Annotated in this window: 12 protein-coding genes; 5 read left to right on the forward strand and 7 right to left on the reverse strand. The window is 63.9% G+C overall.

What is annotated here, in order from left to right; genetic code table 11:
• Nucleotides 1-5: 5 nt before the first annotated feature.
• Nucleotides 6-1,739, forward strand: coding sequence for a hydantoinase B/oxoprolinase family protein (locus IG197_RS13055; RefSeq protein ID WP_192319336.1), 1,734 nt, complete (start codon nt 6-8; stop codon nt 1,737-1,739).
• A gap of 150 nt (nt 1,740-1,889) precedes the next feature.
• On the opposite strand, the gene IG197_RS13060 is transcribed toward IG197_RS13055, so the two are convergent.
• The 6 genes from IG197_RS13060 to IG197_RS13085 form a co-directional block, all read right to left on the reverse strand.
• Entirely contained in the window at nt 1,890-2,888 is a 999-nt protein-coding gene (locus IG197_RS13060) for an ABC transporter ATP-binding protein (protein WP_067955250.1), read from the reverse strand.
• Nucleotides 2,889-2,903: 15 nt separating this feature from the next.
• Nucleotides 2,904-3,968, reverse strand: a complete 1,065-nt coding sequence (locus IG197_RS13065; RefSeq protein ID WP_067955252.1) for a Gfo/Idh/MocA family protein — start codon at nt 3,966-3,968, stop codon at nt 2,904-2,906.
• The gene (locus tag IG197_RS13070) at nt 3,965-4,804 is read right to left on the reverse strand and encodes a carbohydrate ABC transporter permease (protein ID WP_067955253.1); all 840 of its coding nucleotides are present in this window, start codon (nt 4,802-4,804) and stop codon (nt 3,965-3,967) included. Before IG197_RS13070 ends, IG197_RS13065 begins: the two co-directional genes overlap by 4 nt.
• Nucleotides 4,805-4,811: 7 nt before the next feature.
• Nucleotides 4,812-5,753, reverse strand: a complete 942-nt coding sequence (locus IG197_RS13075; RefSeq protein WP_067955255.1) for a carbohydrate ABC transporter permease — start codon at nt 5,751-5,753, stop codon at nt 4,812-4,814.
• Between the two features lie 219 nt (nt 5,754-5,972).
• Nucleotides 5,973-7,232: an ABC transporter substrate-binding protein gene (locus IG197_RS13080; protein WP_067955257.1), complete on the reverse strand. Its 1,260-nt coding sequence runs from the start codon at nt 7,230-7,232 to the stop codon at nt 5,973-5,975.
• 36 nt (nt 7,233-7,268) lie between these two features.
• Complete coding sequence (locus tag IG197_RS13085) at nt 7,269-8,183, reverse strand: N-acetylmuramic acid 6-phosphate etherase (RefSeq protein WP_192319338.1); 915 nt, start codon at nt 8,181-8,183, stop codon at nt 7,269-7,271.
• A 197-nt stretch (nt 8,184-8,380) separates the two neighbouring features.
• Between IG197_RS13085 and IG197_RS13090 the strand changes: the two genes are divergently transcribed.
• From IG197_RS13090 to nagA, 4 genes are read left to right on the forward strand one after another with little or no spacing between them, the layout of a single operon-like run.
• Nucleotides 8,381-9,262 carry a BadF/BadG/BcrA/BcrD ATPase family protein gene (locus IG197_RS13090; RefSeq protein WP_192319340.1) on the forward strand — a complete coding sequence of 294 codons (882 nt, stop codon included), beginning with the start codon at nt 8,381-8,383 and terminating at the stop codon, nt 9,260-9,262.
• Nucleotides 9,255-10,043 carry a GntR family transcriptional regulator gene (locus IG197_RS13095; RefSeq protein WP_067955263.1) on the forward strand — a complete coding sequence of 263 codons (789 nt, stop codon included), beginning with the start codon at nt 9,255-9,257 and terminating at the stop codon, nt 10,041-10,043. The genes IG197_RS13090 and IG197_RS13095 overlap by 8 nt, the downstream gene beginning before the upstream one ends.
• 14 nt (nt 10,044-10,057) lie before the next feature.
• Nucleotides 10,058-11,068, forward strand: coding sequence for an SIS domain-containing protein (locus IG197_RS13100; RefSeq protein ID WP_192319731.1), 1,011 nt, complete (start codon nt 10,058-10,060; stop codon nt 11,066-11,068).
• Entirely contained in the window at nt 11,065-12,222 is a 1,158-nt protein-coding gene (gene nagA, locus IG197_RS13105) for an N-acetylglucosamine-6-phosphate deacetylase (RefSeq protein WP_192319342.1), read from the forward strand. The genes IG197_RS13100 and nagA overlap by 4 nt, the downstream gene beginning before the upstream one ends.
• 85 nt (nt 12,223-12,307) lie before the next feature.
• Here nagA and rpe read toward each other — a convergent pair whose 3' ends face one another.
• Entirely contained in the window at nt 12,308-12,982 is a 675-nt protein-coding gene (rpe, locus tag IG197_RS13110) for a ribulose-phosphate 3-epimerase (RefSeq protein WP_192319344.1), read from the reverse strand.
• Nucleotides 12,983-13,128 lie beyond the last annotated feature (146 nt).

Genomic DNA, 13,128 nt, shown 5'->3' on the forward strand with positions numbered 1-13,128 from the left:
ACGTCATGACCCTCGACGTCATCACTCTTTCCGTCATCCAGGCAGCGCTGCAGCAGACCTGCGACGAGATGGACCTGACGTTTTCGCGCGCGGCGTTTTCGCCCGTTATCGCCGAGGCCAACGACCGCTCGGATGGCATCTATTCGGCGATCGACGGCGCGCTGATCGCGCAAGGGTCGCAAGGGCTGCCGGTATTCGTCGGCGTCATGCAACACTCGACCAAGACCATCATCGAGATGATATCGGACGGACGTGTGCTGCGGCCCGAGCCAGGCGACATCTATGTTGTCAACGACCCCTATCTCGGCGGCACGCATCTGATGGACGTGCGTTTCGCCATGCCGGTGTGGCGCGCGGGGAAAGTCTTCTGCTGGCTGTCCAACACCGGTCACTGGCCGGATATCGGCGGTGCCGTGCCAGGCGGCTTTTCCGCCTCCGCGACGGCAGTGGAACAGGAGGGCCTGCGCCTGCCGCCGGTCAAGCTGTTCAAGAAAGGAGTGATGGACCCCGAGATCTACGCCATCATCTGCTCGAACATCCGGGTGGCCGACCAGCGCATCGGCGACATCCGCGCCCAGGCGGCGGCGCTCCATGTGGGGCAGGAGAGGCTGTTCCAGATTCTCGATCGTTACGGTGATGACACCGTCACGGCGGCGATCGCCGAACTGCGCCGACGCGCGGCGGAACAGATGCGGGCGCATATCGCTGCCCTGCCCGACGGCATCTACCGGTCAAAGGCCTTCGTCGATTCCGACGGCGTGGTCGATGCGCCGCTGACCATCGCTCTGTCGATCGCCAAGGCCGGCGACACGCTGACCTTTGACTTCGCCGGCTCGTCCGCACCTTGCGCCGGGCCGATGAACAGCGTGCTGGCGACGACATTGTCCTCGGTCTATCTCGCCATGCGGCACATCTTTCCCGATGTGCCGATCAGTGCGGGCGCCTTCGAGCCGTTGATCGTCAAGCGGCCGGAGGGCACGTTCTTGGATGCGCGCTACCCTCGCCCCGTCTCGGGCTGCGCGGCGGAAGTGTCGCAGCGCATCGCCGAGGCCGTCTTCGCCGCCATGGTGCAGGCGGCTCCCGACAAGGTGACGGCGGCACCCGCCGGTTCGAGCGGCAATTTCGCGCTCGGCGGCAATGATCCGGCGCGCGGCCGCGACTATGTCATGTACCAGATCTCGGGCGGCGGTTATGGCGGCAATTCAAGTCATGACGGGCTGTCCAACGGCTGTTCGACCATCGGCATCTCGAAATCGCCGCCGGTCGAGATCATGGAACAGGCCTATCCTGTGCTCTACCGACACTATGCCTTGCGCGAGGGATCTGGCGGCGCCGGCAAACAGCGCGGCGGGTTCGGCCTCGCCTACGAGATCGAGCTGCTGCGTGGCGCGGCGCGCGCCTCCTTCGTCATGGACCACGGCCGCACCGGCCCGCAGGGCGCGCTCGGCGGGCGCGATGGCATGGTCAATTCGGTGACGGTGTTTCGCGACGGTGCGGCGCATGTGCCGCCGCATCTGTCCAAGGAGCAGGACATTCCGCTGAAATCAGGCGACCGCGTGTCGGTCGGCACGCCGGGCGGCGGCGGTTATGGCGATCCGCTGGAGCGCGATCCCGACCTGGTGCTGCGTGATATCGGGCTCGGCTACTATACGCGCGAGCAGGCGGCTGACATGTTCGGAGTGGTGATTGGGAATGATGGGGTGGATGCCGAAGCGACTGCCCATCTGAGGCGGCGGTAACCGCCTCTCCGTTGAGGGGGCGAGGAACCGAGTTCTGGCAGATTGCGCCCTTCGAGATTGGCGTTTCCTCTCCCCCACGGAGTGGGGGAGAGGTGGCACGGCGAAGCCGTGACGGAGAGGGGTAGCCGCCATCCCCGCCGCATCAAATCGTCAGCCCAGAACCTTGCCGTCTTCGCCGAAGCGATAGGTGCGGGCTGGCTCGGGCGTGGCATAAAGCGTGGCGCCGGGGCCGGTCTGGTACTCGCCGAACAGGCGAATGGTGATGAGGCCGGCCTTTTCGGTTTCGAGGAAGACGTTGGTGTCGGCGCCGAGATGCTCGGCATGGACCACCGTTCCTTTCCACGCGCCCTCGGTCTGACTGACCGAAATGTGCTCGGGGCGGACGCCGACCGTCTTGACGGTTTCGCCGAGGCGAGCACCTTCGATGAAGTTCATTTTTGGCGAGCCGATGAAACCGGCAACGAACAGGTTGGCCGGCTTGTTGTAGAGCTCCATCGGCGCACCGACCTGCTCGATGCGGCCAGCGTTGAGCACGACGATGCGATCAGCCAGCGTCATCGCCTCGACCTGGTCGTGAGTGACGTAGACCATCGTCGCCTTGAGGCGGTTGTGCAACTGGGCGATCTCGAGGCGCGTGTTGACGCGTAGGGCGGCGTCGAGGTTCGACAGCGGCTCATCGAAGAGGAACAGCTTGGGCTCGCGCACCAGGGCACGGCCGATGGCGACGCGCTGGCGCTGGCCACCGGAGAGTTCGGCCGGACGACGCTTGAGGTAGGGCTCCAGCGACAGCATGGCCGAAGAAGCGGCAATGCGCTTGTCGATCTCGGCCGTCGGCGTGCCGGCCTGCTTGAGGCCGAGCGCCATGTTGTCGCGCACGGTAAGATGTGGGTAGAGCGCGTAGGTCTGGAACACCATGGCGATGCCGCGCTTCGACGGCGGGGCGTTGGTGACCCTGGCGTCGTCGATCAGCACATTGCCCGAGGTCGCGTCCTCGAGGCCGGCGATGATGCGCAGCAGCGTCGACTTTCCGCAGCCCGACGGGCCGACGAAGACAACGAACTCGCCGTCCTTGACGTCGAGGTCGATGCCCTTCAGCACGTCGACAGGGCCAAAGGACTTCTTGACGTTTTCGATCTTGAGAGAACCCACAGGTCTTCCTTCCTGTTAAAGCTTGACCGGGCGGCCGGTGCGGACGCTTTCGTCCGCGGCGAGGCACACGCGCAGTGATTTGACGGCATCGTCCATGTGGCGGGTAAGGTCGATGTCCTCGCGGATGGCCTTCAGCACGAAGGCCTGCTCGCGATCACACAGGCCCTGATGGCCCGGCTCGTCCTTCATCGACAGGTCCTCGTCGGCATGGACGAAGCTGCCGTCTGCGCCGAGCTCGGCGCGGTGGACGCGGATCATGCTTGTCTTGGTGTGGGAATCGACGTCGTCCGACTTGGTGGCCGCCTCGTTGACGACGATCGAGACGCTGCCCTTGGGCGAGATCACATCCTTCACGAAGAACGCCGTCTCCGACATCATCGGGCCCCAGCCGGCCTCGTACCAGCCGACCGAACCGTCGGCGAACAGCACTTGCAGGTGACCGTAATTGTACATGTCGGGCGCGATCTCGTCGGTCATGCGCAGGCCCATGCCACGCACCTCGACCGGGTTGGCATCGGTGATCTGGCACATGACATCGAGATAGTGCACGCCGCAGTCGACGATCGGCGAGGTCGTCTTCATCAGCTGCTTGTGGGTGTCCCACTTATGGGCCGAGGACTGCTGGTTTAGGTTCATGCGGAACACGTAGGGACCGCCAAGCGCACGGGCTTCGCCGATCAGGCGCATCCACGACGGGTGGTGGCGCAGGATGTAACCGATCACCAGCTTGCGACCATTGGCCTTGGCGCAGGCGACGACCCGCTCGGCGTCGGCGACCGTTGTTGCCAGCGGCTTCTCCAGGAAGACGTGGCAGCCCATCTCCATTGCCATGACGGCATAATCGGCATGGCTGTCGGAATAGGTGTTGATCGAGGCGACGTCTGGTCTGAGTTCACGCAACGCGCCTTCGAAGGAGCGCTGGATGCCGTAACCTTCCATGCCCTCGGGCAGCGGCACGTCGGAGCGATTGACCAGGGCTGCGATCTCGAAGCCGGGGTTGTTGTGATAGGCCAGCGCGTGGCTGCGGCCCATGTTGCCGAGGCCGGCAACGACGACGCGAAGGGGCTTTTCAGTTGTCACTTGACGGCTCCGGAAGTGATGCCGCGGATCAGCTGCCGCGAGAAGAAGAAGTAGAGGATCAGCACCGGCAGGATCGCCAGCGAGAGTGCCGCCAGCACGGCGTTCCAGTTGGTGACGAACTGGCCAATGAACACCTGGGCGCCAAGGGTGACCGTCTTGGTCGCCTCGGACGGCGCCAGGATCAGCGGGAACCACAGGTCGTTCCAGATCGGGATCATGGTGAAGACCGCAACCGTCGCCATTGCCGGACGGACCAGCGGCAGGACGAGGCGGAAGAAGATGCGGTATTCGCTGAGACCGTCGATGCGGCCGGCGTTCTTCAGATCGTCCGACACCTGCTTCATGAATTCGGACAGGATGAAGACGGCGAGCGGCAGGCCTTGGGCGGTGTAGACCAGGATCAGCGCGGTCAGCGTGTTGACCAGGCCCGACGCCACCATCAGCTGCAGGATCGCGACCGTGCCGAGGCGGATCGGGATCATGATGCCGAGGGCCAGATAGAGGCCCATCATGGTGTTGCCCTTGAAGCGGTACTCCGACAGCGCAAACGCCGCCATGGCGCCGAACAGCAGCACGAAGAACAGCGAGGCAACCGTGACGATCAGGCTGTTCTGGAAATAGAGGAAGAAGTCGCCCTGCGCCATCACGGTGGTGTAGCCGATCAGGTCGAAGGTCTCTGATGTCGGCAGCGACAGCGGCGACCGGAAGATGGCGTTGCGCGACTTGAACGAGTTGACGACGATGACGATCACCGGAAACAGCGCGATCGCGGTGTAGGTCAGCAGCACCGCATGGGCGCCGATGGTGCGTGGCAGGGAGGAGGCAGCCTTGCTCATGACGCCCTCAGAACTGGTAGCGGCGCAGCCGCGTCTGGATAAGGAATAGGTACAGGCAGACGCCGGCGAGGATGATGAAGAACATCATCGAGGCGATGGTGGCGCCCATGTTCTTGTCGCCGATCTGCAGCTGGAAGCCGAAGAAGGTGCGGTAGAGGAACGTACCCAGGATGTCGGTGGCATAGTTTGGACCGGCAAGCGCGCCCTGCGCCGAATAGATCAGGTCGAAGGCGTTGAAGTTGCCGACGAAGGTGAGGATCGAGATGATGCCGATGGAGGGCAGGATCAGCGGCAGCTGGATCTTCCAGAACTGCGAGAAACCGGTGACGCCGTCACATTCGGCGGCCTCGATGACCTCGTCGGGTATCGACAGCATGGCGGCGTAGATCAGCATCATCGGGATGCCGACGAACTGCCAGACCGAGATCAGGCTGAGCGCGGTCAGCGCGTATTCTTCCTTGCCGAGCCAGGGCACGAACAGGCTCTTCAGGCCGACGAGGTCGAGCAGATTGGGCGCGACGCCCCAGAGCGGGCTCAGGATCAGTTTCCAGGCGAAACCGACGATGACGAAGGACAGCAGCGTCGGGATGAAGATCGCCGTGCGGTAGAAGGCCGAGAAGCGCAGCTTGGGGCTCGACAGCAGGGCCGCAAGGACCACGCCGATCGGGTTCTGCACCAGCATATGGATGATGAAGAACCAGGTGTTGTTGCCGAGTGCGTTCCAGAACGAAGCCGACCAGCGCGGATCGCCGAACAGGGTGCGGAAATTGTCGAAGCCGGCAAAGACCTGGGCATTGTCGACATTGCGGAACAGCGACAGCTGCAAGGTACCGAACAGCGGCAGGATCATCACCGCGGTGTAGACCAGCAGCGCAGGCGCCAGGAACACGGCGATGTGCCAACGCGTTGGTCTTCTGTCTTGGCTATGCTCTAGGCTTTGCTGCGACATGTCAAAATCCCTGGGTCCGGCCGTTTGGGAGGCCGTTGTTCATCATAGCGAGGATGGACCTCTGCGGGCTTCCCGCCAATGGCCTGGGAAGCAGTAGCGCATCTTTGTGCGCGAGCATTCAACCCCTCTTGCCGATTCCGCGAGGTTCGAAATCGCCGAGGGAATGGAGAGCGCCACCAAAGCGGCGCCCTCCCAAGCGAGCATCAAGCCCGCCGCATCTTACTTAGCCGGCTTGTACCAGCTGTCGAGGCCCTTCTGCAGTTCGGCAGAAGCAGCTTCCGGGGTCTCGGTGCCGTTGATGACGTTGGCCGACTTGACCCAGGTTTCGTTCTCGAGGTTCGGCGTGCCGCGCGACAGGACCTGGTAGGTCGAGCGGATCGTCGGCTTGCACTTCTCGCGCCAGGAGACGAATTCCTGGGCCAGCGGATCTTCCATCTTCACGGCGGCCGAGTTCAGGCTGAAGAAGCCCGGCAGCGCGTTGGCATAGATGGACGCGAATTCTGGCGAAGCCACCCAGGTCAGGAAGGTCTTGGCGGCTTCGGCATTCGCGCTCTTGGGGTTGAGGCCAATGCCGATGTCGTTGTGGTCCGAGATGTAGCAGGTGTCACCAGCCTTGCGGACCGGCGGCGGGAAGGCGCCCATCTTGAACTGAGCCTGGGTGTTGAAGGTCGCGATCTCCCACGAACCGGCCGGATAGATGGCGGCGCGACCGAGGGTGAACAGGTTCTGGCTGTCCGGATAGGTCTGGGCTTCGAAACCGTCGCCGAGGTAAGGCTTCCACTTGGCCAGCGTCGCATAAGGCGCAACCCAGTCGGCGTCGGTCAGCTTCTGATCGCCTTTGATCAGCGCCAGGCGGCCTTCCTCACCCTTCCAGTAGTTCGGGCCGATGTTCTGATAGCCCATGGTCGCGGCTTCCCAGAGGTCCTTGGTGCCCATCGCCATCGGGATGTAGGTGCCGTCGGCCTTGATCTTGTCGAGCGCTGCGAAGAACTCGTCCTCGGTCGCCGGCACGGCAATGCCGAGCTTCTCGAAGGCGTCCTTGTTGTAGATGAAGCCGTGGATGACGGACGCCATCGGCACGCAGAAGCTGGCCTTGCCATCGTCGGTCTGCCAGGCGGACTTGGCGACGTCGGAGAAGTTCTCCATGCCCTTCAGCGAGGTCAGGTCGGCGAGGTGACCCTTCTTGAACAGCTCGAGCGAAGCGTCGAACGGACGGCAGGTGATCAGGTCACCAGCCGAGCCTGCGTCGAGCTTGGCGTTGAGGGCGGCGTTGTACTCGGTCGGAGCCGACGGCGAGAAGGTGACCTTGATACCCGGATTGGCCTTCTCGAAGGCCGGGATCAGCTTTTCCTGCCAGATGGCGAGGTCGTCGTTACGCCAGCTTTCGATCGTCAGCGTCTTGTCCTGGGCGAGAGCGATCCCGGCGGAGCCGAGAATGCTGGACGCCATCAGAAGTCCAGTAAGCAACCTGTTAGACATTTCAGTTCTCCCTGTTTTGTACTTTCTCTCGGGCCTCTACTGATGAGAGCCACTGCTCCCCTCGAGTTTCGAAAGTGCGGACCTGAGCCGTTGGTCCGCCCCTTCAAGAAGTTGGTTTGCCGCTTCCGGGCTGGACGCGCCGGAAGCCAAAAGGATGGCGAGCTTGACCGAACCGCCGCTCTTTGCGAGCAAGGCCTGGGCAGTCGCCGTATCGCAGCCTGAAATGGCCGTAACGATACGCGCGGCACGCTCGTGCAGCTTGATGTTGTCGGCGTGCAAATTGACCATGTAGCCGTCATGGACATGACCGAGATGAATCGCGGCCAGCGTCGACATCATGTTGAGCGCAATCTTCTGCGCCGTGCCGGCGCCCATGCGGGTCGAGCCGGCAACGACTTCCGGCGGCGTCGCCAGCAGCACGGAAACATCGGCGCGGTCAAACATCGGCGCGCCTGCATTGTTGGCGAAGGCGATGGTCGCGGCACCGCGGCGCCGCGCCTCTTCGAGCGCGCTCATTGCATAAGGCGTCGAGCCGCTGGCCGAGACAGCGACAAGGCAGTCGCCCGCTTCCAGGCCGGTCCCGGCAACGTCGCTGGCGGCCAGGGCAACATCGTCCTCGGGACCGCCGGCGAGATTGACCAGCGCCTCGCGGCCGCCAGCCAGAAGAATGAAGACACGCTCGCGCGGGATGCCGAAGGTGCCGGGCAGTTCGAGCGCATCGGCCAGCGCCATCAGGCCAGAGCTTCCGGCCGCCGCGTAGACGAGACGACCGCCGCGCGCGAGGCAGGCAGCAATCTTTTCAGCGGCTTGGGCAATTGCGGGGATGGCGGCGTGAACGGCGCGCGCAGCTTCGATCTGCGCATCGGCAAGCAGGCGAAGAACGGAATCGGGTGCCTGGGCATCAATGCCCCCGGCATCCTTGTGCACCGCTTCTGTACGCCTTGGCGCCATTCTGTCTCTCCCTTTCATCGACAATACCAAAAAAATACCACTTGTCCAGCGCCGTTAACAAATTCCTTTGCTGCAGCGCAAGGCAATTCAAAAATCCCCTAAAATTCAATTGAATGAGCATCAGTCTCCGCCATCCGGAATTTAGCACTTGGCTATTGGTATTTTATTGGTATTATCAGCCTCGAGGAGAAAACACCGTGGATCTTGTGCTCGGGATAGATGGTGGCGGCACTGGCTGCCGGGCCGCTCTGGCCAATGCAAGCGGCGATATCATCGGCCGCGGGCGTGGCGGGCCGGCCAATATCCGCACCGACCTTGCCGGTGCGTGCAACAATATCGTCGAGGCAGCCCGCCAGGCATTCGTGGATGCCGGCCAGGACCCGGCATTGATCGCCAATGCCGACGCGGTGCTCGGGCTCGCAGGCGCCAATGTCGGCGACTACAAGCAGCGGCTTGAAGCCATGCTGCCGTTTCGAAACAGCTCCGTAGAGAATGACTCGCTGATTTCGTTGGAAGGCGCGCTCGGCGACCATGACGGCGCGATCGCGGCACTCGGCACCGGCACCGTCTACCTCGGTCGCAGGCTCGGCCAGTTCCAGCCCCTCGGCGGCTGGGGCTTTCAGATCGGTGATCTCGGCAGTGGCGCGCGCATCGGCCGCGACCTGCTGCAGGAAAGCCTGCTGGTCTACGACAGGATCCATGCCGGCTCGGCACTGACCGACATCATGCTGGAGCGCTTCAACGACAACCCCAGCGACATTGTCGAGTTCACCACCAATGCGAAGCCCGGAGACTACGGCCAGTTTGCGCCGATGGTTTTCGAGCATGCAGCAAAAGGCGACGCTGTCGGACAGAAGCTTGTCGAGCGCGCCGTTGCCGACGTCGAGGAAACGCTCGCCGTTTTCGATCTCGCGCCCAGCGAACGACTCTGCCTTCTCGGCGGGCTCGCCGGCCTCTATGCACCGCTGCTTTCCAAGCGCTATCGCACCATCATGCATCCGCCGCTGCAGGACGCGCTCGGCGGCGCCGTGCAGATGGCGGTGAAGAAATTCCGCAAAGCGGGAGGTCACCATGGATGACGGTGCCGAACGCATTTTCGCCGCCCTGCGCGACGTCAGCCAGTCTGGCGCGCCACTGTACCTCCAGCTCAAGAAGAACATCGAGGAAGCGGTCAAGCGCGGCCTGATCGGTCCCGGCGACGCCCTGCCCTCGGAGCGCGATATTGCGGCCCAGGCCGACATTTCGCGCGTCACCGTGCGCAAGGCGGTGCAGGACCTTGTGAAGTCGGGCGTGCTGGTACAGCGCCACGGCTCGGGCACATTCGTTGCCCCACGCATGGAGCGCGTCGAACAGTCGCTGTCGCGGCTCACCTCGTTCACCGAAGACATGGCACGGCGCGGCATGGCCGCGCGGTCGCAATGGCTCGACCGCGGCATCTACACCGCCTCACCGGACGAGATGATGGTGCTTGGGCTCTCGGCCAGCGAGCTGGTGTCCAGACTCAGCCGCCTGCGCATCGCCGACGAGACGCCGCTCGCCATCGAGCGCGCAACAATTTCGGCTTCGGTGCTACCAGACCCTCACGAAGTGACATCTTCGCTCTATATGGCTCTTGGCAAGACCGGTCATCGCCCGGTCCGGGCCGTGCAGCGCATCTCCGCCGTCAATCTCGGCGAAGCCGAGGCACAGCTCCTGGCCGTGCCCATTGGCTCGGCCTGCCTGCAGATCGAGCGCATTTCGTACCTTGCCAGCGGCAAGGTGATCGAGTTCACCAAGTCGATCTATCGCGGCGACGCCTATGACTTCGTCGCGGAACTGAGATTGCCCGGCCCGGATGGGCAAGAAGGAGAAGCTACTTGAACGCGACTACCCATATGCGGCGCGAAATCGCCGAAATCCCAGAAGCGACCGCCCGCCTGCTGGAAGGCTCGGCCAAGGAACTGGCGGAGACCGGCCTGCACCTGAAGCGCGCCAATCCCCGTTTCGTCACGACGGTCGCCCGTGGCTCCTCCGACCACGCCGCCTCCTTCCTCAAATATGCGATCGAGCTCAATGCCGGCCTGCCGGTGGCATCCATCGGCCCGTCGATCTCGTCGATCTATGGCGCCAGGCTGAAGCTCGCCGACTCGGCCTGTCTCGCCATTTCGCAGTCGGGCAAGAGCCCCGATATCGTCGCCATGGCCGAGGGTGCCCGATCAGGCGGCGCGCTGACGATCGCGCTGACCAACACCGCCGGCTCGCCGCTGGCCGAAGCGTCCGAGCACGCCATCGACATTCGCGCCGGTGTCGAGAAGAGCGTCGCTGCCACCAAGACCTTCGTCAACTCGGCTGTTGCGGGCCTTGCCGTGCTCGCCCACTGGACCGGCGACGACAAGCTGCTCGCCGCGCTGAACGCGCTGCCGGAGCATTTCGCCAAGGCTGTCGACTGCGACTGGATGGGCATTGCCGGCGAGCTGACCGAAGGCAATTCGCTGTTCATCCTCGGCCGCGGTCCGTCCTTTGCCATCGCCAACGAGGCGGCGCTGAAGTTCAAGGAAACCTGCGCCATGCACGCCGAGTCCTACAGCGCGGCGGAAGTGATGCACGGCCCTCTGGCGCTGGTGCGCCCCGGTTTCCCGGTGCTGGCGCTGGCTGCCCGCGACGCCTCCGAGCCGTCGATAGCGGACGCCGCCGACGGCCTCGCCGAGCGTGGTGCAGCGATCCACATCACTTCGTCTCTGGCCAAGAAGGCCAAGGTGCTGGAGCATGTCGCCACCGGCCATCCGCTCACCGATCCGCTGATGCTGATCGCCTCGTTCTACGGCTTCGTCGAGGCCTTCGCCCGCCATCGCGGCCTCAATCCCGACACTCCGCCCAACCTGCGCAAAGTGACCGAAACGATATGAGCGACCGTCTTGCCATTGCAGCCGGGCGCATCTTCGACGGTGACGCCTGGCACCAGGACACCGCGCTGCTGATCGCGGACGGCGTCATCGAGGGCATCGTCGCGCGCCGCGACATTCCCGCGGGCGTGCAGGTCACGGAGGCGGGCGCAATGCTCGTCCCCGGCTTCATCGATCTGCAGGTCAATGGCGGCGGCGGGCTGATGCTCAATGACAAGCCCGACGTCGACACGCTCGAAATCGTCTGCAAAGCGCAGATGGCCTTCGGCACGACGGCGGTGCTGCCGACGCTGATCACCGACACGCGCGAGATCACCCGCTCGACGATCGCCGCCGGCGTGGAAGCCGCGAAGCGGAAAGTGCCGGGCTTCCTCGGCCTGCACCTCGAAGGTCCACATCTGTCGCTCGCCCGCAAGGGCGCGCACGATCCGCAACTGATCCGCCCGATGGATGCCGAAGACGAGGCAGCGCTGATTGCCGCGCGGCCGTCGATGCCGGTGCTTTTGACGACGATTGCGCCTGAATCGGTCAAGGCCGAGCAGGTCAAGCTGCTGTCGGATGCCGGCATCGTCATCAGCCTCGGCCACACCGACACCAGCTACCGCACCGCCAAGGACTATGCCGAGGCGGGCGCTTCGATGGCGACACATCTGTTCAACGCCATGAGCCAGATCAGCAACCGCGAGCCCGGGCTCGTCGGCGCTGCCGTCAACATTCCGACGCTTTCGGCCGGCCTGATCGCCGACGGCATCCATGTCGACCCGGCGGCAATGCACATTGCGCTCAAGGCCAAGAACGGCCCTGCCCGCATCTTCCTCGTCAGCGACGCCATGGCGACCATCGGCACCGACCTCACGTCGTTCCAGCTTAACGGCCGGACGATCAAGCGCGAAAACGGCCGCCTGACGCTGGAAAACGGCACGCTTGCGGGTGCCGATCTCGACATGATTTCGGCGGTGCGCTTCATGCACGAGAAGATGGGCTATTCCCTCGACGAAGCCATCCGCATGGCCTCGCTCTACCCGGCCGAAGCGGTCAAGCAGGAGCATCGCCTCGGCCGACTCGCCAAGGGCTATGCGGCGAACGCCGTGCAGCTGACCGACGGGCTCGACGTGTCGGGAACGTGGATCGACGGCAAGAAGGTGTTTGAGGCTTAGCCAGCGGGCGGGGAAGCTCCCCCTCTCCGTCACGGCTTCGAAGCCGTGACGGAGAGGGGGAGCCTTTTCCCCTAATATCCAAGTCTCAGATCACAGCCTTGTCGGCAGCAGCCCGGATCGCCTCGATGTTTGCCGCATAGGCCGAGGGTCCGGCCTTGAACACGGCATTGCCGGCGACGAGCACATTGGCGCCTGCGGCGGTGACCAGCGGTGCGGTTTCGGGCGTGACGCCGCCGTCGATTTCGATGTCGATCGGACGGTTGCCGATCATCGCCTTGACGCGCTTGACCTTATCGATCACCGCCGGGATGAAGGCCTGGCCGCCGAAACCCGGGTTGACCGTCATCAGCAACACCAGGTCGAGGCGGTCGAGCACGTATTCGATCACCGATTCCGGCGTCGACGGGTTGAGCGAGACGCCGGCCTTCTTGCCGAGATTGCGGATGGTCTGCAGCGAGCGGTCGAGATGCGGGCCGGCCTCGGCGTGAACCGTGATGATGTCGCAGCCGGCATCGGCGAAGGCCGCCAGATACGGGTCGGCGGGCTGGATCATCAGATGGCAGTCGAACACCTTGTCGGTGCGGTTGCGGATCGCCTTGATAACAGGCGGGCCGAAGGTGATGTTGGGGACGAAATGTCCGTCCATGACGTCGAGATGGATCCAGTCGGCGCCGGCGGCGACGATCGCCTCGACCTCATCGCCGAGCTTGGAGAAATCGGACGACAGCACCGACGGCGCGATCAGGGTCTTGTTGCTCACGTTCAGGCCTTTCGAAAGGGGCAGAGCCGGTTTTCCGGACTGCCTAATGGCAGCGGCCGCCCTTGTCGAGCCGAGAATCCCGCCACATCGCAGCCAAGAGCAATTCCGGGGAGATGTGCGGCTGTTTTCCGACCGTAGTTGCGGAA

Source organism: Aminobacter sp. SR38 (assembly GCF_014843375.1).
GTDB classification, from domain to species: domain Bacteria; phylum Pseudomonadota; class Alphaproteobacteria; order Rhizobiales; family Rhizobiaceae; genus Aminobacter; species Aminobacter ciceronei.